Raw genomic sequence first — 22,049 nt, forward strand, 5'->3', positions numbered from 1 at the left:
AATTACGTGGAAACTGTTTCATTGTACATGTCTTATGAAAATAAATGTATCTTTGAAGCCGAGATGAAATCGGCAAAACAAATCTATACTCGTAGTAACTCCTTATATGTTCAAGGCGGTGTAGAAAACAAAACAATCGAGGTAAAATTTAAGCCACATTTTACTATTCAAATAGAGGTATTCCAGATATAGTAAATAAGAAAACACCTTACATACTATAAGGTGTTTTTACACCAAAGATGCCCATATGGGCGTCTTTGGTACCTCTTAACATGACTTGAATAGCGTTTATTTGAGGTCATTAGGTAGTAAGAGATGGATAGACTATCTTAAACGAAAAATGTTGATTAGTTCTTATTTATTATACATCATTATATATTGATTTAAACATTAAATATTGCATGTTTAAATCAATGCTCAGCAAATCCTAAGCAAATTTACAATTTTTAATGTCAACACTACAAACTTGACATGTTTATTAAGAAAGAGTGAGGATGAGAATTATAACACTTATCCGATATATTCAGGTGATATTAGAATTCGATTTATTTTTAAGGGGGATGTTTAATGAAACCGGAAATAATTATTAGAAATTTCTTTAAAGAAGTGCGTTCAGGGAGTAATCCGGATTTTTCAAATCGATATATGGCAGATAAAGTATTGGCACATCAAGTTATATCTGAAGAGGAACAAACAGTATACAGATCGCCAAAAGATTATGCTGAGCATGTAAGAGAGATGATAGGAATATATGGAAACTTTTCATTAGAAATTCAAGAATTATTAGTACAAGATAGTAAAGTATATGTACGCTGGAAGCAAGTAGGTACACACATAGGAGAAATAGATGGGTATGAACCTACAGGCCTCCCTATAATTCAAATAGCAAGTGCAGTGTATAGAATAGAAAACGGGAAAATTTCAGAGTATTGGATTCAAATTGATAGATCAGGAATTCAAAATCAATTAGAGTACAATAAGAATATTCAATAAATTATCTTTAAGAATAATAGAAAAAAGCATAAAAACAAGATTTTTAAAACGATTATTTTTGTTACATAAAGGATACAAATCAATGTACTTTTTTACTGAAAGATTCATTCAAATTAATAAAAGAGAGCATGTTTTAATAAATCTTTTAAAATATGCTCTCTTTTATTGTTTCTATGTGTACTGATATCAGTTTGGTGTAACATTATTATATAGTAACAAGAAATATAGGCATCTGTTTATGAACTAAAAAAATAGCAACAATGGTTCATAGGGTTTAAATTCGCTATACGCTAGCTAATAATGAAAATAATAGAATCAATTTGTAATGTGTATTTCGTTTTACACTGTAAATCATTCATATTGAGTAATAGAATTGCAGAAATATATAATAGAATATTCACACTAATATTTATACAGCTACAATCTATTTACATATAAAATTATTAGGATTATATTGACAATGAAAGAAAAAACAATAGATGGAAGGGGATGTTTTTTATGTTTAAAAAAGCAGCACTAGGGATTTCATCGTTAGCAATTACAGCGTTCGTCGGATTAGGAATGGCAACAGAAGCTTCAGCTGGACCAGCAGCACCACTTACTTCACTAAACGTCGTACAAGTAGAGTCTGAGCTAGGCGGGGTAGAAACAATTAATCAGAACAGCTTCAGCACATCGCGTAACCACGGGGGAAAATATTTATATATTACAACGAAAGAATTGGGCTATGGCCAAAACCCATTTGCTAAAATGAATGGTTCTAATGTAAAAAGTATTGATTCCACTATAATTGGCGGAAGACCAATCGTTGGCTGGTATTATAAATGGGATGCTTCTGGACACCAACAAGGAACTTTTGAGTACCAAAAGACATCTATAAATGCACCATTTAATACAATGCGTACATCGATTTATATCCAATAATTTTGAAAGCGTTCGCACATATAGAATAGTAAAAAAGGTACTTCTAGGAGTACCTTTTTTTGATTTGAATCACGTTCATCTATATTTACAATCCTAATTTCACAGCAAGAATACTTCCCATAAAACAAAATCCTTAAACGTCTATAAAATTAATATGAACGCGTAGTACAAGTCCGCTACAGTTAAAGTACGTAACTTTACATATTTCAACTCAATGAAAAAGGAAGAAACTGCAGTACTTACGCCGCAGTTTTTAATTCATACATGAATTCACAGTTTTTAGATATATAGACATAAACGTACTACCTGCTACTCTTTTTTAAATTCAAGATTAAAAAAGGAGTAGCTAAACTTATATAAGCTTAGCTTAATGGATATGTGGCGGAACTTTAAAATTAATTACATCTTTTTCATAGCATAAATAATTTTGTATAGGGAGATGAAAGGATTTTTTAAAATAATAAAGAAGTATGTATAAACAAATATATAAATGGTAGTGATTAGGATGAAAATCAGTAAGTTTGCAGAAGTAAATAATGTAAGTGTAGATACGATTAGACATTATATGGACCTCGGACTCGTTATTCCCGAGAAAAAAGGAAGTCACTATTTTTTTGACGAGTATTGTCAAAAGGATATAGAACTTATATTAGAGTACAAATGGCTAGGGTTTAGCTTGTATGAAATTAAAGAACTGTTTCTTTATAAAAATTTAGGGAAATCCTTAGGCTATGAAAAGGATAATTTTTATCAATCTTTATTTAAAGTAAAATATGAAAAGATTGAACAAGAAATAAAAACTTTAGAGGGACGAAAATGCAAATTAAAGGAAGCGTTACATAATTTATCTATAGAAACTGAAATTTCGAGTTCAATTTTAGGGATAGATTTAAAAGTACTTCATTTATTTAAATGTGTTAAGTGTAACGGAAATTTAATTCTTGAAGATGGCATTATTAATAAGAATCAAATTATTGAGGGAAAGTTAATTTGTAATTGTGGTGAAGAATACACGATTATTTCAGGGGTTTTAACAGCTGGTAACTCAGTGAAAGCGTATGAAAAGAAATCACTTGAAGATTCTATTTCGGATTATATTCATGAAACTGATACTGCTTTTTTGGAAAATGTTCAAAGAGGAGGAGAATGGGCGAAAAAGAAACTAATGCAATTAGATTTAAATGAAAAAATACTACTTGATTTAGGGTCTGGTATTGGGTTCTTTTTACGAAATATTTATGAAGAACTACCGGAAGAGTGTTTATATATTGCTGTTGATCGAGATTTGAATAAACTTTTACTTTTAAAAGATGTAATTGAGAGAAGAAATGTGAAAAGAAATATTGTATTTATCTGTGCCGATTTTCTAAACATACCTATTCAGAATTATTCTATTGATATTGTAATTGATCAATCAGGTACAAGTAATTATAGTTTTGAACATGAGGAGTTCTTATTGTGCGAATTAAATTCTCTTTTTAAACACAATAGTTATTTATTAAGTTCGTTTATTTTATTTAATAAATTTAGTATAAATAGCCAAATTGCACCTAGACTCAGAGAGAATTTTACATCTGTAAAAGTAACGAAAGAAATCCAAAGTTTACAGTTTCAATCGATTGATGAAAGTACTTCAAATTATTTGATACGAGGGGGAAAGTACGAGGATTTCTTTGTTCAAGGAGAAGAAATTTATACATATTCATTTTTCGGAAAAAGATGGGGTTAACCCCGTCATAAAAAGTCCGTTTTTATAACGGGACTATTTATGACGATTCCTATCTATACTTTTTACGATGAAAAGAAAAAGAGAATGTTAATCTAAATGTTTAGCACTCACTGGACAGTCTCTTGTCGGTGTATGTCTAGTAAGAGAAAAGATAGCCAAACCTAAAGATAATAAAACTAAAGATCCACCAACCCAGGCCATATTGGCGACATTATGTACTTGTTTTAAAGCTATACCTCCAACTGCAGAGCCGAGTGAAATTCCTATTTGTAGGGCTGAATTATTAAAACTTTGCTGTATATCTGACGTATCCGGGGCAGTTTGGATTAAATAACTTTGTTGAGGTGGTGCAAGCCCCCAACTCAATGCAGCCCAAACTATCATAACAGGAATAAATAGGATAATAGAAACTGCCGTAAACGGTAATATAAATAAGATTAGAGCAAATAGAGTAATAACTATCACAATACTTTTTTGAGCGCCTATTTTATCTGATAATACACCGCCAAACGCTCCTCCACTTACTGCAGCTATACCAAACACTAAATAAAATATGCTAATCCAATAAGGGCTTAGGTGAAACTTATTTTCTAAAAAAGGAGTAAAATAAGCATATAGAGTATAGTGTCCTGCTAACATAAACATGGTAGCTAGATGGGCAGATCCTAGTTTAAGACTACAAACGGCCTTTAATTGGATAGATAAAGGAGTTCGGTTTTCCTCTCCAGGTATTTTATCTAAAAATACTGAAATTAAGATAATAGACCCCAATGATAAAATAGCTATACATAAAAAAATAATTCTCCAGCCAAATGTGTTTGAAATTAATATGCCTAGTGGTACTCCTAGTACAAGTGAAGAGCTAATACCCATATAAATTAATCCTAATGCTTTTGCTCGATAAACGGGATTAACAATTTTAGCTGCAATTGTTAGGGAAAGTACTACAACTAAAGCAGTACTCATAGCAGTTAAAATTCTTGCTATCATCATAAAAGTAAAGCTCGGACTAAAATAAGTAAGTAGATTACCAATTAGAAAAATGTAAAGTGAAATAATATATAATTTTTTTCTTTCCACTTTACTTGTGAAAATCAATAATACAGGACCTGCTATTGCATAAGTAAAGGCGAAAATTGTAATTAATTGACCAGCGGAACTTAATGAAACATTAAAATCTTTAGCGATGTCTGGCAATATTCCTCCAACGATAAGCTCTACAAGACCTACCGCTATCGTTGCTAAAGCTAATATAAATACTTTGAAATTCATTTTTTGTAATCCCTTCTCGTCATTATTTACCTTAGAACAAAAAAACTCCTGACTACAAACGCTATAATACGCATTTTGTAGTCAGGAGTTTTTGGTTCCTGGTAGAGACCCCCAAGCCATATTCTTGGAGTTATACATGATTCTCATATGTAATTAATCAATGTAATAGAAGATACCATATTACTTTTTATATTTCAATAAAAAATTAGCATTTGTACATGTGATCTTATTAATTATTTTATTTTTTATCGTTGTAGGATGCACTAATATCTTCAGTTGATGTGCACGGGGTTAACCCCATCTTTTTTCATTTCTTTGTAGTAATTTTTAAACACAGTGTATTGATATTGGGTTAACCCGAGAATTTACACTTTATGTAATACAAAGAAAAGTGAGGGGAAAGTGATGGGAAGTTTACGATTACATATAGAAAATAAAAAAAGAAACCAAGAACTAAGAAATATTTGTTTATATTCAATTGCAAAAACAGTATCACTATTCGGTAGCTCTATTTATAGTTTTGCATTAGGATTGTATGTTTTACAAATAACCGGATCTGCGTTAAATTTTGCGATTACGCTCATATTAGGAACGATTCCAATGATTGTTATGAATCCATTTGCCGGTGTCATTGCTGATAAGGTTGATAAAAAGAAACTCGTCGTTTGCATGGATGTATTAAGCGGGTGCTTATTAATAACTGTTTATATATTAAGCAACTATTATGGATTAAACTTATTCATTATTTATACTACTACCCTTCTTATGACAGTATTTACAACGTTTTTTGGAATAGGATTAGAGGCCGTAAAACCGAATATGGTTACTAAAGAACGGTTAATGAGTATTAATTCTATAAGTAAAATTATCGATTCTATATCTTTAATTTTAGGGCCTATGTTAGGGGGCATTGTTTTTGCAATCTTGGATATAAAAACTTTTATCATTATTAACGGTATTTCATTTATCCTTTCGGCTATATCCATATTGTTTATAAACTTTAAATTGTGCGAGCAAAACATAAATGAGGAATGTTCAATTAGAGAAATTAATTTTATTGAAGATATAAAGGAGGGATACTCTTACTTATTGGAGCGGAAAAGCTTAAAAAATACTTTTAGTATTTTAATTTCACTTAATTTCTTTTTAGGCTTTGCTGTAACTGTTCCATTGCCATACATTATTAACACAGTTCTCAATCTTAGTTCTAAGCAATTTGGTATGATTCAAGGTACTTTTCCGATAGGTATGATAGTTGGTGCAATATTAGTAAAAAAGATAACTGATTGTTTTTCTTATTCTTATCTATTGAAGAAAATAAGTTTTATGTTGGCAATTTTTATGATAGTTTCAGGAATACCTGTTTTATTTAAATCTATTGTAGTAAATAATTTGGTATATGTTACTACGTATTGCATGATTATGTTCTTTTTAGGATTTATGATAGCACAAATTGATATTCCTTTAATGTATTTCATGCAAAATGAGATTCCTGAAGAATATAGAGGAAGAGTTCTTAGTATTGGATTAAGCTTAGGTAAAATAATGCAGCCAATAGCACTTGCAATATCAGGACTATTATTAAATTTCATTCCAGCCTACACGCTTCCTATTGCAGGGGGGATTGTATTTTTTATTTTGAATAAAATTTTAGCAAATAAGTTAAATTTAGAAATTCATTCAAAAGATTATAGTGTTTAACGTAACTTAAAAAGCGCAGGATTCTAATCCTGCGCTTTTCTATCGTAATTCAGCTGTTTTTCTAATAACGATCTTATCAATTTCATCTTCTTCATCACCAATAAATAATCCTCGTTCTTTTAAATATGCTTCAAAATATAAATCTGCTTCAGCGCGTTCGTCATATGGCTTTACAGAGAGAACGAAACCTAATTTGTTTTGTTCCTCTAGATGAGAAGTGGAAATGTATGCCGGTACATTGTGGCGTAAAAAGAGTTCTTTAACCGGAATAATCATATCTTTCATTAATTTCGTTAGCATACCCATTTCAAACTCGAAATTAAAGCGATCTATACTAGATAAATCAGCGAATACTACACCGATAAAACCTGTATTAAATACTTCTTGATATTCTACATCTTCGTCATGGCCGCCGTAAAAATTCTTTTCGATTAAATAATTGACAAAATAAGCAACGCCATCACTTTGTTCAAATGGTTTCGTTGAAAGAACAAAGCCAATTTTCTTTTGTTTATGTAAATACACACATGACATGTATGCTGAAATGTTATGTTCTTTAAATAAAGCACTTGTTGCTCCAGAGAGACCATCTAATACGTGATGAACAATTTGAAGTTTTTTACGAGCGAAATAATAGGATTTCTTTTGTAACTCCAATGTATCAATAAAGACAGAGCCGATAAAGCCTGTATTTGAAATAATAGGTGCTTGCTTTTTTCTTCCTCTGCGCTTTAATGGAGCCATTGTTAAAATCATCCCTTCATGTACGTTTAAAATAAAAAGAACGTTTGTTCGTATGTTTATATTTTACTATTAAAACGCTATAAAGTAAAGGGTTTTTGACGAAAAAAACAACAAAAAAGACACCTGTAAAGGGTGCCTTAAACGCTGTAGGGAAGAGGGTTCATCCCTACAATTTATATTATGATACAGAAACAATCTCTTCTGTATCTTCTACATCTAAATGACAGTCCATAGTACGAACATCTTGATCTTCATGACTTCCGAAATAAATAGTAATTTTCATATGTATCGCTCCTTTATTCTAGGAATACCTAAAATAATTACTAGTAATGTTAATATTTATTATATACCACTTTTTTCATTCCGACAACGTTATATCATTTTTAATTCTTTCAGAGCGTATAGAGTGATTTATAGAGATATTTTTATAGAAATAGTTACATTTCGTATATGTTATATTTAATACTGAACGATTTGAATACGAATTTTTATGAAAGGAGAAAAAAGAATGAATTATAAACAGTTATTAATAGATAACTTCACATATAAAATGTCATATATTGCGCGTCATGTACATGGAATGAATGTAAAAGAAACGAAGGACTACATTGCTGTAGATTGTGGTTTACCTGCAGATACATTTAATATCATTACTTTACTAAACAATGATGTAACGGAAGACATTGAGAAATTATATAAAGTGATAAACAACTATAATAAAAAGAAGTTTCCAATGTGTGTTTGGTTTTGGGATAATAGCTATGAACAGGCTATAAAAAACGAATTAATAAAACTTGGCTTAAAAGAAGCAGAACAAAATATTGCGATGGTAGCAGACTTAAAGACAATTCAACCAACAATAAAAATGCCAGAAGGTTTTACGATACAAAGAGCATCTTCGTTAGGACAAATTAAAAAGTTTGGGGAAACGTTAGCTAATCTATTTGGTACATCAGAGGAAGGTATACATGTGCAAACATTTTATAATGAAACTGCTTCTTTCGATTTATGGAATAGTGAAAATATGAAACTATATTTAGGGATTTTTAAAGATGAAGTCGTATCTGTTGGTTCATTAGTATGTACAAAAGATAGTATTGGTATTTATGATATAGCAACTAAAGAAAAAATGCGAGGGCAAGGATTTGGCTCCACTATGTTTAATTACTTGCTGCAAGAAGCAAAACAATTGAAAGTTGCTCAATGCGTATTACAAGCTTCACCTGATGGGATTAATATTTATAAAAAGGCTGGTTTTCAATCTGTTGGACAAATGACTGTATTTGAAAATCGACATTTAATTGAATAAATTATTCGATCCAAATTGCTTTCATGTAGGAGTTAATACATCATTATGAAAAAGATATATATCATTACAATCATTTGCACCATTATATTACTAGGTACTTTCGTTTTACATAAAGTAGATGAACGTAAGTACACGAAAGCTATTAATCAAGCAAATCATATAAAAAACATTGCACATAGAGGCGCTTCTGCGTATGCGCCGGAACATACAATAGCAGCGTATAAATTAGGACAACAATTAAAAGGAGATTATATAGAAATTGATCTTCAAATGACAAAAGACGGACATTTAGTAGCTATGCATGATGAAACAGTAAACCGCACTACAAATGGTACGGGTCTAGTTAAGGAACATACATTAGAAGAAATAAAGAAACTTAATGCAGGTTCTTTTTTCAATGAAAAGCATCCAAGTTTAGCAAAGAAAGACTTTGAAGATGCTAAAGTCCCAACACTAGAAGAAATTATTGAAACGTTCGGGAATGGTGCAAACTATTATATTGAAACAAAATCACCAGATGAATACGCTGGTATGGAAGAGAAGCTATTAGAAATTATAAAGCACTACGAAATAAGTGATAACGTTATTATTCAATCATTTAGTGAAGAAAGTCTGCAAAAAATTCATAGTTTAGATGTTACTTTACCGCTAGTACAATTACTACCTTACAAAAAGGCAGTTCAATTAACTGAATTAGAGATAAAAAAGTATAAAACATACTGCATCGGTCTTGGGATGAACTATAAATATATTGATTCCGCTTATGTAAAGAGAATAAAGAAACACGGATTAGAAGTTCATCCATTTACTGTAGATAATGAAAAAGATATGAAAAAGTTACTTTTATGGGGCGTTGATGGGATGTTTACGAATTACCCGGATCGTTTACATTCGTTATTACAATCTTAAACTATAATGGTGTAATTATCACTGAACCAATAAAACAAGTACCCACAAGTATACAAAGATGGTTTTTGGTCCAAATGGTAACATCATTGAATGCATAAAGCCGATATTGAAATGAAATTTGAAAAAGAATCCAATACTGTTATTGGATTCTTCTTATTTAGCGCTAAGTGACTAACTTAAAGCAATACGATCTTGAATTTATAAATAAAATATTACATTGAGTATGATTTTTCATAATAATCATCAGAAAGTAACGAAAATGTAATGAAGTTTAACTACGCTTTTTATATTTTTTTGATACACTGGCTACGAGAGGAATACCGATTAATGTAGGTAAAAACCAAAACCATATAGGCGGCAATAAATTAATTAAGGGAATATGAATACCGACATTTACTAAAAGTGCAGTAACAGCACCGATATAAGAGCCTAACATACCTCTAATATGGTGATGGAGCCAATTTTTCCAACGTTTTTTTCGTGCAAGGTATCCATAAATCGCAAATGAATAAGAGAAGATTGCTACATAAAATAAATATGCGATTTTATCCCAGTTTATAATGGATAATATAATGGCAGTAACGGTGATAACGACATAGGATGCGTGATATATTTCACCCCATTCCGTATGTTTACCTTTCTTCTTTTGAGCAACCATCGCTATTATCCCAGTTATTAAACATATCGTTCCAAATAATATGTGGATGGTTAAAAGAATGTTGAAAATCCTCATCATAATTCCTCCCTTTTTATTTTTATAGTATTGCAGCATAGGAGAAAAGTTGAAACATATTGTTTATTCACTTTAATATATTGAAGTAAAGGTACTTCAAGAACAAGTTTAAACGGACAAATTTTTCTTGAGTTTAGTGAGACACGTATTACGTGAAATGAAGGAGAGACTTCCATGTTTACATCTATTACATATTTACAATCGGGCAATGACAAGCAACAAAAAATATATGATGTTTTGAATAGCCTAAACATAATGGAGGATTTAGCTTTATATAATCCCGTTCTTTGCGGGACAATCCCGATAAGAATTGATACTCCTCAATCTGACTTAGATATTGTAATGGAAGTATATAACTTTGATGTTTTTGAGCAGGAAATGAGATCTTTATATGGTTCTTATAGAGGGTTCAATATAAAAAAGAAAAAAATGAAAGGTACTGAATCGATAAAGGTGAATTTTGAATTCGAAGGTTTTGAATTTGAATTATTTGCTCAACCTAAGCCAGTGCGTAATCAAAATGCATATAGACATATGATAGTGGAACACATGTTATTAATGCAGCATCCCCATATAAGGGAAGAAGTTATTCACTTAAAGGAACAAGGTTTAAAAACAGAACCTGCTTTTGCTCAAGTATTAAATATTGACGGAGATCCTTATGAAGAACTTATTTTATTAGGGCAGGAAATGAAATTGTGGTAAATAAGATACGTAAAAAAATCCTCCAAAAACAAAAGAGGATTTTTTTATGCTGTTAACTTCCGAATTAATTCACTGAGCAATTTAACCCCGTAAGTCATTTGTTCTGGAGAAGCATATCCATATGATAAACGAATGTACTGATCTGATTCTTCTTCATAGATACGTCCCGGGTTTAAAAGAATTCCTTTTGATAGCGCCTCTGAAAATAGTTTTTTCATCGGAATGTTATGTACAACCTTTAGCCATATAAAAACTCCACCACTAGGAATATCCCACGATGCAATATCTGCACAATATTTATTTAAAGCTCGTATCATTATTTGTCTTCGTTCTTTCAGGTGCATTCTTACGTTTGCTACATGTTCTTCATAAAAACCTTCATTTATCCATTCAGCAGCTACTCTTTGAGATAAAGAACTCGATCCATAGTCTGTTTGCATTTTTATATCTGACAACCTATCAATAACAGGCTCAGGTCCAATTATCCATCCAATTCTAAGTCCAGGGCTAAGTGTTTTAGAGAGGCTACCAATATATAATACATGTCCATGTTTATCCATCGACTTTAAAGGAGCTGGAGGTGATTCATCAATCCATAACTCCCGGTAAATATCATCCTCGATGATAGGCAACTGCTCTTTTTCACATATTTTTAATATTTCTTTTCTTCGCTCTTTGGACATCAATATCCCCGTTGGATTTTGAAAACAAGGGATTGAGTATAAAATATTATTCTTTTGACTATATTTAATTCGTTTTAATAAGTCATTAGGTAAAATACCGTGATAATCCATTGATATACCGGATAAATTTATATTTGCTGATTGAAAAACATGAAGTGAATATAAGTAAGAAGGTTGTTCAAGTAAAACAGTTGATTTTCTATGTAAAAGACCAATTGATATTAATTGTAATGCTTGGAGTGCACCAGACACTATTAATATAGAACCCGGTGATGCATGTATTCCAAATGATCTTACATATTTGCTTATTGCTTCACGTAACGGATAAAAACCTTTTTGTTCTTCGTATCCGAAATAATCTAATTCCTCACTGACGTTTTTTATTATAGATTGCATAGTTTCGAGCGGGAAAAGATGAGGTGCAAGTTCACCTTTACTAAGATGGATAAGCGTTTTATTTGCTTCTGCTTCATTTATTTCTCGCACCATTAACTTACTTGGTTTATGAATACCGGCCTTTACATATTCACTCCAATCAGGCGGGGGATTAGTTGCTAATAATGACCATGTATTATTTGTTACAATTGTTCCTGCTCCGATTTGTCCTTGAATTAAACCATCTGCCATAAGTTCATCTAGCGCAGTTATTACAGTACTTCGATTTACATGAAATAATTTTGCTAACTGCCGCTGACTAGGGATTTTACTTCCAATTGGCCATTCTCCGTTTTCAATTTTTTCTTTCATATAGTCTATTATCTGCCGATATTTGGGCACTTTTTTATCGTTTGTCATATAAAAAAACTCCCTCGTTTATTTAAAAGATTCAAAGTGGTTGGTTTTTCCGATAAATAACTGGTTGAAGACATTGTATCAACTATTAAATATGATGAAAAGAAATAATTGGTAATTTAAAAATGGTTGGTTTATTAGGGAGGGAGAGAAAACATGCATAATAAAAAATGGGATTTACGCATTATATGTGCTCACGCTTTTACAATTCTTATATGGGGAACTGCTTTTCCAGCAATTCGTATGGGGCTTGAATCTTATACGCCTGAACACCTTACTTTACTACGCTTATTAATCGCTTCATTTATACTTTTGTTATTTTCATTTATATACAAACTACGACTACCGGATTTAAAGGATATCCCAGCATTTTTTATATTTGGTGCTTTAGGGTTTACTATTTATCACATCGCATTAAACTACGGCGAAAAAACAGTAAATGCTGGATCTGCAAGTTTAATAATTTCAGTCACTCCAATAGTGACGGCAATTCTTGCTTTTGTTTTTTTGAATGAAAAAATGAAATTAAATGGCTGGATCGGTGGTGTAATGAGTTTTGCAGGAATTGCCTTAATTTCATTTAGCCAAGGCGACGCTATTCAATTAAATAGCGGGGGATTATTTATATTATTAGCGGCAATTTCAGAAAGTCTATTTTTCGTTTTCCAAACATCTTACTTAAAAAAATACAGCTTCTTACCATTTACCATATATACAATTTTGTCTAGTACTATATGTATGCTTATTTTCTTACCTGGAGTTTATCAAGAAATACTAGCAGCTCCTCTTGAAGTTAACTTGAGCGTTATATATTTAGGTGTCTTTCCAACAGTACTCCCGTATATTGCATTGGCCTATATTATATCTCGTGCTGGTGCTTCTGAAGCAACAAGTTCTCTATATTTAACGCCAATAACTGCGTGTTTCATTGCTTGGATATGGTTAGGAGAAGTGCCAACTTTAGTTTCGATAATTGGCGGCGTGATTACTATACTTGGAATTGTGATTGCTCATATACCAGTATTAAGAAAAGAAAAACATGGGAATTTAGCAAATAATCAATCCGTATAATGTAATTCAATAATGACTTTAAGATACTTTTTTATATAGTTTCTTTCTTATGTTGATAAATATAATATTTTGTATTTCAGTTAAATATTGTATGTTACATTTTATGTAGTAAGCATTTTAAAAGGAGCTGACAACATAATGAATGGAAAAAGAAAAATTTTCACATGTATTTCTATTGTAGGAATCGGACTAGCTAGTTTTTCTAATTCTAGTTTCGCAGCAAGTGTAACGGACAATTCAGTACAAAATTCTATTCCCGTAGTTAATCAACAAGTAGCTGCTGCAAAGGAAATGAAACCATTTCCCCAGCAAGTTAATTATGCAGGTGTTATAAAACCGAATCATGTTACACAGGAAAGTTTAAATGCTTCTGTAAGAAGTTACTACGATAATTGGAAAAAGAAATATTTGAAAAATGATTTATCTTCTTTACCTGGTGGTTATTACGTAAAAGGAGAGATTACAGGTGATGCAGATGGGTTTAAGCCACTTGGAACTTCAGAAGGTCAAGGGTATGGGATGATAATTACAGTATTAATGGCTGGTTATGATTCGAATGCTCAAAAAATCTATGACGGTTTATTTAAAACAGCAAGAACTTTTAAAAGTTCTCAAAATCCTAATTTAATGGGATGGGTTGTCGCAGATAGTAAAAAAGCACAAGGTCATTTTGATTCTGCTACTGATGGAGATTTAGATATTGCGTATTCTCTTCTTCTTGCTCATAAGCAGTGGGGATCTAATGGAACAGTTAATTATTTGAAAGAAGCACAAGACATGATTACAAAAGGTATTAAAGCTAGTAATGTTACAAATAATAACCGACTAAATTTAGGAGATTGGGATTCTAAAAGTTCACTTGATACGAGACCATCTGATTGGATGATGTCACACCTTAGAGCATTTTATGAATTTACAGGTGATAAAACTTGGCTTACTGTTATTAATAATTTGTACGATGTTTATACGCAATTTAGTAATACATACTCTCCAAATACAGGACTTATTTCAGATTTCGTTGTAAAAAACCCACCACAACCCGCACCTAAAGACTTCTTAGATGAGTCAGAATATACAAATGCATATTATTACAATGCTAGTCGGGTACCATTGAGAATTGTAATGGACTATGCGATGTACGGCGAGAAAAGAAGTAAAGTCATTTCTGATAAAGTTTCTTCGTGGATTCAAAATAAAACGAATGGAAATCCTTCTAAAATTGTGGATGGTTATCAATTAAATGGATCTAATATTGGTAGTTATTCAACTGCTGTATTTGTTTCACCGTTTATTGCTGCAAGTATAACAAGTAGCAATAATCAAAAGTGGGTAAATAGCGGTTGGGATTGGATGAAGAATAAGAGAGAAAGTTATTTTAGTGATAGTTATAATTTATTAACTATGTTATTTATTACAGGAAATTGGTGGAAACCTGTACCTGATGATACAAAAATACAAAATCAAATAAATGATGCAATTTATGAAGGATACGATAATTAATTAAATTTGAGAATGGTTACTCAAGAAAGGAATTAGCATACGCTAGTTCCTTTTTAATATTTTGTAAAACATTATCCATTCTAAAATTTGCATAGATATACTTGCTTTTTTCATATACATAGTTACTAATGACTCAATTTTTTCGTGAGAGGAGCGTATTTCTTGGAAAAAGTATTATTTTTCGGAGACCCAGGTATTGATGACTCATTTGCCATTATGTATGGCTTACTGCATCCCGAAATTGAAATTGTCGGTATTGTAACTGGATACGGAAATGTTGAGCATATACATGCTGCACATAATGCAGCGTATATTTTGCAGTTAGCAAATAGACAAGACATTCCTGTCATTAGTGGTGCAACAAAACCACTAACAGAAGAAATTACTACGTACTACCCTGAAATTCACGGAGCAGAAGGATTAGGGCCTATCCATGTTCCAGAAAATGTATTATCTATTCCAATATACAATTTTGGCAGTATTGCTGCGATTCTTATAAAGTACGGAAAAGATTTGACGATTGTTGATGTAGGAAGATCTACCTCGTTAGCAATTGCTCTTAATTTATGGAATGACTTAATACTAAATGTAAAAGGAATATATTTCATGGGTGGTGTCTTTTTAGAAGTAGGAAACGTTACTCCATTAGCAGAGGCAAATGTGTATGGAGATCCTATAGCAAGTAAAATTGTTTTTCAGCAAGCAAAGAATTTATTCATATTCCCTTTAAATGTAACAAATAAAGCTGTGTTAACTCCAAATGTATTTAATTATATCCAAGCTAATTCAAAGAATCCATTTCATACGATAATGAAACCGATGTATGATTACTATTTATCTGCATACCAAAAACTTAATCCATCTATCGAAGGGCCATTGCTTCATGATGTGGTTGCTATAAGTGGATTAGTAAATCCAAGCTTTTTTGAATTTGTACATCGTACAGTGAATGTTGATACATACGGAGATACGAAAGGACAAACATTTGCTGATTTTCGCCTTAGCTCTATATCTGAAGGAGCCCGTATAGCATTAGAAATAGATGAACAAAAATTTATTCAAGATTTTATAAAAATTATGTTATAAGTTGTTGTCGAAAAAGGGAATTATTTCAACGCGTTGAATATAAACATACATCCTCTATATAAAGGAGCTTACAATATTGAATGTCCGGTTAAAGGTTGTTACGAGAGAAAATTGGGAAGAAGCATTAAAACTACAAGTTAAAGAAAATCAGTTGAAATTTGTTCCATCCGTAGCAGTTTCGCTTGCTAAAGTATATATAAAACCAGATGGTGACAATGTAGAGTACATACCATTCGCTATATACGATGGTGACCTTATGGTTGGTTTTGTTATGCATGCTGTTGTAAGAGAGACATCGGATATGTATTGGATTAACGGATTTATTATTGATCAATCGCAGCAAGGTAATGGTTATGGAAAAGCAGCATTACAAGAAAGTATTAATATAATAAAAAATACGTTTAAATCGTGTAAAGAAATAAGATTAACAGTACATAAAGATAATATCTCTGCAAAGAAACTATATGAACGATATGGTTTCATATCATTAGGACAGGAGTATGATGGTGAGCAAGTATATCGTTTATTTGTTTAACTATTATGAAGTAAAGGTGTGAAATGAAATATGCAATTTACTGAATTGAAAATTGAAGTATTCATTCCTGAAGAATATATTGAAACATTAAGGGATGAATTAAATAAAATTGGAGCATGTAAAACGGGCGAATATGACCATTGTCTTTCCTATAGTTCAGTGAAAGGATATTGGAGACCTTTAGATGAGGCATCTCCTTTTAATGGAGAAATTGGTCGAATATGTTAAGGGCAAGAATGTAAAGTTGAAATAAAGTGTAAACGAGAACTTGTAAAAGATGCTCTTGAAGTTATTAATGATATGCATCCGTATGAAACACCTATGATTTATATTATACCAATACTAAATGACTATTTTGAGCAACTATACATTGAATAACTAGGAGGAATATCAATTGAAAAGTAAATTCCATCATATTGTACGAGCAGTCATGATAAAAGATGAAAAATTATTAGTTGCTGAATATATTGGCCATCATTATTTTTTACCTGGTGGCCATGTTGAAATTGGAGAATCAGTAGAGAATGCATTAATAAGAGAGTTAAGAGAAGAACTTGGAGTAAACTGTAGTATACAACAATTTTTAGGAGTCATAGAAAATCAATGGCAAGATAAAGAAGTGCTCCATCATGAAATTAATCACATTTTTGAAGTAGAGTCACAAGATTTACATACGGACTTAACACCGAAATCGAGCGAGTCTCATTTAGCATTTCACTGGATAGATTATAATAAAGAAGCCTTAAATCATTATGAAATCATGCCAATGCCTTTAGTGAAGGAATTACTAGAAAGAAAGTTAAGTGATGAACTACTAAATTGTTGGATTAGTAATTTTTAAATCACTTTATTTATAGTAAATACGTCCATCGAATAAATATAAAGAAAATAGGCTGAAAAACAAGGTACATCACCTAGTGTAAGTTCATATTTTGTTGATGTACGCATTTAGTCTATAGTCTTGTTTCTATTTTGTTTACAAAAATATATAAACTTTAACGTTTGGGCTAAATTTATATTTATAAATGGAGGGGTTCGTAATGAATCAGTTTCAACATGAATTACAAACATTAAACCTTAATGATTATCAAACTGGTAATGTTGTGTATTGGGATCAACAACAAAGCCAATATCCATATTATTACATCCAAGGCGATGCACGTCGTTGTGGCGGATGCGGAGGTTGTGGTGGACGCTGTGGCGGTTGCGGCGGTGGCAGATGTGGTGGTTGCGTAGGTTGTGCCGGATGTTTTGGTTGCTTTAATTGCTGGAACTGGTGGATTATTTAAATATAGTACATCATTAATATTTTATATGAAAGAAAGGTGTAAATACTGTTTATACTTTTCTTTCATGCTGTAATTTTGATGTGTATTAAGGGGGATTTATTTGTATACATATGATAAGTTGATTTCTTGGGTAGAGAATATAAAAGAAAAAAATCATAGTTCTGCTACAGCAATTTGTATTATAAAAAATAATAAAGTCGTATTAGAGCATTATAGCGGTTATCACTCAAATACATCGACTAATAAAAAAGTAACCGCATCTTCGCAGTTCAACGTTGCTTCTGCTAGAAAAAGTTATTTAGGATTAATGATAGCGTATGCGCTTTACGAGGGGAAAATAAACTCTATTGATGATGAAGCGATAAAATATTTTAAAGACTTTAATCCTGCATTGCTTGGTAAAACAACGATAAGACATTTAGTAACACATTCGCACGGATTAGAAGAAATGAATGACGGGACAATTTTTCGTGAATTTGAACCGGGACAAGCATGGGCATATAGAGATATTAATGTAAGAATGATGACACGTCTTATTTATCAGCTATATAACAAAAGTTTTCCTGAATTGTTAAAGGAGCGTGTTTTTAAGCCTGCTAATTTTCAAGAAACAGGTTGGAGAGTTCAGCGAGATGAAAATTTAGTTGACGTTGTTAATAATCCAAATGAAGACGCGACTAGTGAAATTGGTACGGTAGATGACGGTACTGAAAAAAATCTGTTTGTCTCAGCTAGAGAATTTGCTTATTGGGGCAATCTTCATTTAAACCAAGGTGTGATAAACGGTAAGCAAATTGTTCCAAAAGAAGTTATAAAAATCGCTACGAGTTTGCAGAGTCCAACATATGTAAATAAAGAGCTACCACAAAATGGCTTGTTTTGGTTCGTTCAAAATGAACCTGCACAATTAAGCGAACTTGGTGAACGTGTTCCAAAAGGGTCATATCAAATATTAGGGATTACTGGACCGACTATTTTAGTAATACCTGAATATAATGTAGTTGTTGTAAAAATGTATAACAAAAGATATAACTACGGCGGTGATAATTACTTATATTATTTACGTGAATTTAGTAATTTAGTCGCTGATACATTTAGTAACGGTAATAGGGCATAATTACTCCTATAACAAAAAGGAGTGATTGTAAGTGAAAGATAAAGTGAACAAAAATAAAAAACAAAATATAAAAGATGTAAATACAGAGCAAAATGCAATTTATAGCGATCCTAAAGATGCAGCTAATATGCAAACTGTACCGCAGCCGAAGGATTTTGATGAAATCGAATATTAATTTTTCATCCGACTATATGATGAATGAAAAATACGTCTTAAGTCTCATCACATATAAGAAATTATTTGATAACATATATACATAAGCATTCGAAAATGGCTTATCTTAACAAAGCTTTCTTTAGAAACATCTGATATAACCTGCAAAAGACACTTCTTTATGAAGTGTCTTTTTGTGTATATGAACTTAATTACCATTTTCCGTACAGTATCTTGCAATTTACGATGGATATACTAACTGTGAAAATCTATGTCAAGATAAAAGAAGGGGACAGTTAGTATGAAACAAACTTCTATAAATCCGTTACTAATTGTTCTAGGTACAATCATTGTTCAAATTGGCCTTGGAACAATTTATACATGGAGTTTATTTAATCAACCCCTTGTAAGTAAGTTTGGATGGAATCTTAATTCAGTAGCGATAACTTTCTCTATAACAAGTTTTTCTTTATCATTCTCAACTTTATTTGCAGCAAAATTGCAGAAAAAATTAGGACTTCGGAAACTTATTGCTACTGCAGGAATTGTTTTAGGACTCGGCTTAATACTTAGTTCACAAGTTTCTTCCTTACCACTATTATATTTATTAGCTGGTGTTGTTGTTGGTTATGCGGATGGAACAGCTTATATTACATCACTATCTAATTTAATTAAATGGTTTCCAAATCGGAAAGGGCTTATTTCAGGTATATCTGTATCAGCGTATGGAATGGGCAGCTTAATCTTTAGATATATAAACGGAAATCTTATCGATAACCTTGGTGTATCACAAGCATTCTTATATTGGGGTATTATCGTGTTACTTTTAGTGTTAATCGGATCGTTCTTCTTACGTGAGGCAATTGTAAGTAATGCTGTAACTGAAACATTGCACAATGACTATACTCCGCGTGAAATGATGCGAACGAAACAAGTATATCTGCTATTTTTTATGTTATTCACCTCGTGTATGGGTGGTTTGTATTTAATCAGTATGGTAAAAGATATCGGTGTACAACTCGTTGGACTTAGCGCAGCAACCGCTGCAAACGCCGTTGCTATGATTGCAATTTTTAATACAGTAGGTAGAATTATTCTTGGGACGTTATCAGATAAAATCGGCCGAATGAAAATTGTCTCTGCAACGTTTATTATTATAGGATTGTCAGTCTTTACTTTAAGTTTTATTCCGCTAAATTACGGAATCTATTTTGCTTGTGTAGCAAGTGTCGCCTTTTGCTTCGGCGGTAATATAACTATATTCCCAGCTATTGTCGGAGATTTCTTTGGATTAAAAAACCATAGTACAAATTACGGGATTGTCTACCAAGGTTTCGGATTTGGTGCGCTTGCAGGATCATTTATTGGAGCGATACTCGGGGGATTTCAACCAACTTTCATTATAATCGGTGTTTTAAGTGTTATTTCCTTCATTATTTCAATATTAATCCGCCCACCAAATGTAGAAAAGAAAAAGGAACTAAAACATTTACATCGGAAATTAGCTTAATTTTAAAAAGAGTCCTCATGTTAGGGCTCTTTTTTATTCCATTAACTTTGCTTCTTTACGAACTTATTAAAGACAGGACAATTTCATTATAAAATTGAATAGATAAGTAAAAAGGAGCGTGACACTTAAAATGAAAATAGTACAGCAGTGGGTACAAGAAGATAGTGATTACATAAGAGAGAAAGTAATTGAATACAATCAAAAATATCTTGCAGATGAAGAAAAAACACCTTCAGAAAAGGTTAGTTTCATAGTAAGAAATGAAAAAGAAGAAATAGTAGGTGGGGTAACGGCAATAACTTTTTGGCACCATGTACACGTTGACTTTCTATGGGTTTCTGAAGAATATAGGCATGAAGGTTACGGAAGCAAGTTAATAAAGCTTATTGAAGAATTTGAAATTGAAAAAGGGTGTAGGTTAATTAATTTAGATTCTTTTAGTTTCCAAGCACCTGATTTTTATAAGAAACATGGATATAAAGTAATTGGAGTAAGTGAAGATCATCCGAAAGGACATAATCATTATTATTTAGAAAAACGGTTAAAAAGTATATAGAATTTGTTAACGTTAGTATTTGAAATACAAATGCAATAAGGGCGAGGTTATTATTAATTTCAGTATTAATTGAATCAATTTTTATACTAAAACTGCAAGAACGTACTTTGGATAATCTTCCTAAGGTACGTTCTTTTTTTATATCAGTAGCCTATTCTTATTAACTCCAACAATAGCGGTAAAGGCAAGACTTAACTAACTTATATATATTAAAAGGAGTTAATGGTAGAATGAATAGAAGACAGAAAATTCCTTTTATTTAAAATAGAGGAGGTACATATGAAAAAAGTTAATGTTACATACGCGATTTTGTACGATAAAACTAATGAAAAGATCTTAATGGTAAAAAACAAAGGGGAAAATGGTTCTTATTATACATTACCAGGTGGCGCAGTTAAACTAGGAGAAACATTAGAAGAAGCAGTAATTCGAGAAGTAAAAGAAGAAACAGGGTTACATATAAACGTAAACGGGATTTGTTCTATCAGTGAAGCCTTTTTCGAGGAAAGAGATCATCATGCAATTTTCTTTAATTTTCTAGGCGAAATAATCGGCGGGGAGACATATATATCAAGGCCAAAAGAAATCGAAGAGATTACTTGGATGGAATTACATATAGCAGCACCGTATTTACGCATACCAGAACATTTACTATATTTATTACAAAAGAAAGAAACAGTACCTTATTTTTTTAACGGAACAATCGTTCATCAATCTTCATAAAAATATTATCTCATG

Annotated in this window: 22 protein-coding genes, 2 pseudogenes and 1 riboswitch; of the genes and pseudogenes, 20 read left to right on the forward strand and 4 right to left on the reverse strand. The window is 31.6% G+C overall.

The genetic code is table 11. The features are described 5' to 3' along the window. Positions 1 to 3: 3 nt before the first annotated feature. The 4 genes and pseudogenes from D1166_RS32170 to D1166_RS12520 all read left to right on the forward strand — a co-directional run. A pseudogene (locus D1166_RS32170) lies at positions 4 to 192 on the forward strand (hypothetical protein); the annotation flags it as partial. Between the two features lie 375 nt (positions 193 to 567). Continuing rightward, entirely contained in the window at positions 568 to 993 is a 426-nt protein-coding gene (locus D1166_RS12510) for an ester cyclase (protein WP_000801679.1), read from the forward strand. Positions 994 to 1,491: 498 nt separating this feature from the next. After that, positions 1,492 to 1,917: a DUF4879 domain-containing protein gene (locus D1166_RS12515; protein WP_061654632.1), complete on the forward strand. Its 426-nt coding sequence runs from the start codon at positions 1,492 to 1,494 to the stop codon at positions 1,915 to 1,917. A gap of 505 nt (positions 1,918 to 2,422) precedes the next feature. Next, entirely contained in the window at positions 2,423 to 3,646 is a 1,224-nt protein-coding gene (locus D1166_RS12520) for a MerR family transcriptional regulator (protein ID WP_097861930.1), read from the forward strand. An 87-nt stretch (positions 3,647 to 3,733) separates the two neighbouring features. Here the strand turns inward: D1166_RS12520 and D1166_RS12525 are convergent, their stop codons facing one another. Continuing rightward, entirely contained in the window at positions 3,734 to 4,918 is a 1,185-nt protein-coding gene (locus D1166_RS12525) for an MFS transporter (protein WP_069605339.1), read from the reverse strand. A 58-nt stretch (positions 4,919 to 4,976) separates the two neighbouring features. Then, positions 4,977 to 5,076: riboswitch (purine riboswitch) on the reverse strand. Positions 5,077 to 5,323: 247 nt separating this feature from the next. Here D1166_RS12525 and D1166_RS12530 point away from each other — a divergent pair. Then, positions 5,324 to 6,619, forward strand: coding sequence for an MFS transporter (locus tag D1166_RS12530; RefSeq protein WP_097861929.1), 1,296 nt, complete (start codon positions 5,324 to 5,326; stop codon positions 6,617 to 6,619). A gap of 39 nt (positions 6,620 to 6,658) precedes the next feature. On the opposite strand, the gene D1166_RS12535 is transcribed toward D1166_RS12530, so the two are convergent. Beyond that, a complete protein-coding gene (locus tag D1166_RS12535; protein WP_000035356.1) occupies positions 6,659 to 7,363 on the reverse strand; it encodes a hypothetical protein in 705 nt (234 codons plus the stop codon). Between the two features lie 508 nt (positions 7,364 to 7,871). Here D1166_RS12535 and D1166_RS12540 point away from each other — a divergent pair. Together D1166_RS12540 and D1166_RS12545 are read left to right on the forward strand one after the other, a co-directional pair. Beyond that, a complete protein-coding gene (locus D1166_RS12540; RefSeq protein WP_097856708.1) occupies positions 7,872 to 8,672 on the forward strand; it encodes a GNAT family N-acetyltransferase in 801 nt (266 codons plus the stop codon). A 45-nt stretch (positions 8,673 to 8,717) separates the two neighbouring features. Beyond that, complete coding sequence (locus tag D1166_RS12545; RefSeq protein ID WP_000725521.1) at positions 8,718 to 9,581, forward strand: glycerophosphodiester phosphodiesterase; 864 nt, start codon at positions 8,718 to 8,720, stop codon at positions 9,579 to 9,581. A 271-nt stretch (positions 9,582 to 9,852) separates the two neighbouring features. On the opposite strand, the gene D1166_RS12550 is transcribed toward D1166_RS12545, so the two are convergent. Continuing rightward, positions 9,853 to 10,314, reverse strand: coding sequence for a DUF2306 domain-containing protein (locus D1166_RS12550; protein WP_097861928.1), 462 nt, complete (start codon positions 10,312 to 10,314; stop codon positions 9,853 to 9,855). A gap of 174 nt (positions 10,315 to 10,488) precedes the next feature. On the opposite strand from D1166_RS12550, the gene D1166_RS12555 reads away from it, so the two are divergent. Next, positions 10,489 to 11,019 carry a DUF4269 domain-containing protein gene (locus tag D1166_RS12555; protein ID WP_000495169.1) on the forward strand — a complete coding sequence of 177 codons (531 nt, stop codon included), beginning with the start codon at positions 10,489 to 10,491 and terminating at the stop codon, positions 11,017 to 11,019. Positions 11,020 to 11,063: 44 nt separating this feature from the next. On the opposite strand, the gene norG is transcribed toward D1166_RS12555, so the two are convergent. Beyond that, complete coding sequence (gene norG / locus D1166_RS12560; protein WP_097861927.1) at positions 11,064 to 12,497, reverse strand: efflux pump transcription regulator NorG; 1,434 nt, start codon at positions 12,495 to 12,497, stop codon at positions 11,064 to 11,066. Positions 12,498 to 12,650: 153 nt separating this feature from the next. Here norG and D1166_RS12565 point away from each other — a divergent pair, with 153 nt between their 5' ends. The 12 genes and pseudogenes from D1166_RS12565 to D1166_RS12615 all read left to right on the forward strand — a co-directional run bounded on the left by D1166_RS12565 (position 12,651) and on the right by D1166_RS12615 (position 22,034). Continuing rightward, on the forward strand, positions 12,651 to 13,565 hold the full coding sequence (locus tag D1166_RS12565; protein ID WP_097861926.1) for a DMT family transporter: 915 nt from the start codon (positions 12,651 to 12,653) through the stop codon (positions 13,563 to 13,565). A 138-nt stretch (positions 13,566 to 13,703) separates the two neighbouring features. Continuing rightward, positions 13,704 to 15,065 (forward strand): family 8 glycosyl hydrolase, encoded by a 1,362-nt coding sequence (locus tag D1166_RS12570; RefSeq protein ID WP_053513066.1) that lies wholly within the window; start codon positions 13,704 to 13,706, stop codon positions 15,063 to 15,065. Between the two features lie 162 nt (positions 15,066 to 15,227). Further along, the gene (locus D1166_RS12575; protein WP_097861994.1) at positions 15,228 to 16,151 is read left to right on the forward strand and encodes a nucleoside hydrolase; all 924 of its coding nucleotides are present in this window, start codon (positions 15,228 to 15,230) and stop codon (positions 16,149 to 16,151) included. 76 nt (positions 16,152 to 16,227) lie between these two features. After that, positions 16,228 to 16,686 (forward strand): GNAT family N-acetyltransferase, encoded by a 459-nt coding sequence (locus tag D1166_RS12580; protein WP_097861995.1) that lies wholly within the window; start codon positions 16,228 to 16,230, stop codon positions 16,684 to 16,686. Positions 16,687 to 16,716: 30 nt separating this feature from the next. Further along, positions 16,717 to 17,064 (forward strand): annotated as a pseudogene (gene cutA / locus D1166_RS12585) (divalent cation tolerance protein CutA). 16 nt (positions 17,065 to 17,080) lie between these two features. Next, positions 17,081 to 17,527, forward strand: coding sequence for an NUDIX domain-containing protein (locus D1166_RS12590; RefSeq protein ID WP_000836836.1), 447 nt, complete (start codon positions 17,081 to 17,083; stop codon positions 17,525 to 17,527). A gap of 199 nt (positions 17,528 to 17,726) precedes the next feature. After that, the gene (locus D1166_RS12595) at positions 17,727 to 17,975 is read left to right on the forward strand and encodes a heterocycloanthracin/sonorensin family bacteriocin (RefSeq protein ID WP_001071345.1); all 249 of its coding nucleotides are present in this window, start codon (positions 17,727 to 17,729) and stop codon (positions 17,973 to 17,975) included. Between the two features lie 100 nt (positions 17,976 to 18,075). After that, positions 18,076 to 19,092: a serine hydrolase domain-containing protein gene (locus D1166_RS12600; RefSeq protein ID WP_097842471.1), complete on the forward strand. Its 1,017-nt coding sequence runs from the start codon at positions 18,076 to 18,078 to the stop codon at positions 19,090 to 19,092. Between the two features lie 31 nt (positions 19,093 to 19,123). After that, positions 19,124 to 19,267, forward strand: a complete 144-nt coding sequence (locus tag D1166_RS31275; protein ID WP_000653680.1) for a hypothetical protein — start codon at positions 19,124 to 19,126, stop codon at positions 19,265 to 19,267. A 279-nt stretch (positions 19,268 to 19,546) separates the two neighbouring features. Further along, positions 19,547 to 20,755 carry an L-lactate MFS transporter gene (locus D1166_RS12605; protein ID WP_000815135.1) on the forward strand — a complete coding sequence of 403 codons (1,209 nt, stop codon included), beginning with the start codon at positions 19,547 to 19,549 and terminating at the stop codon, positions 20,753 to 20,755. Positions 20,756 to 20,885: 130 nt separating this feature from the next. Then, on the forward strand, positions 20,886 to 21,311 hold the full coding sequence (locus D1166_RS12610) for a GNAT family N-acetyltransferase (RefSeq protein WP_097861996.1): 426 nt from the start codon (positions 20,886 to 20,888) through the stop codon (positions 21,309 to 21,311). A 279-nt stretch (positions 21,312 to 21,590) separates the two neighbouring features. Then, positions 21,591 to 22,034, forward strand: a complete 444-nt coding sequence (locus D1166_RS12615; RefSeq protein ID WP_000757608.1) for an NUDIX hydrolase — start codon at positions 21,591 to 21,593, stop codon at positions 22,032 to 22,034. The last annotated feature ends 15 nt before the right edge of the window (positions 22,035 to 22,049 follow it).

It is taken from the genome of Bacillus sp. ISO11 (assembly GCF_003458115.1).
Lineage (GTDB): Bacteria > Bacillota > Bacilli > Bacillales > Bacillaceae_G > Bacillus_A > Bacillus_A cereus.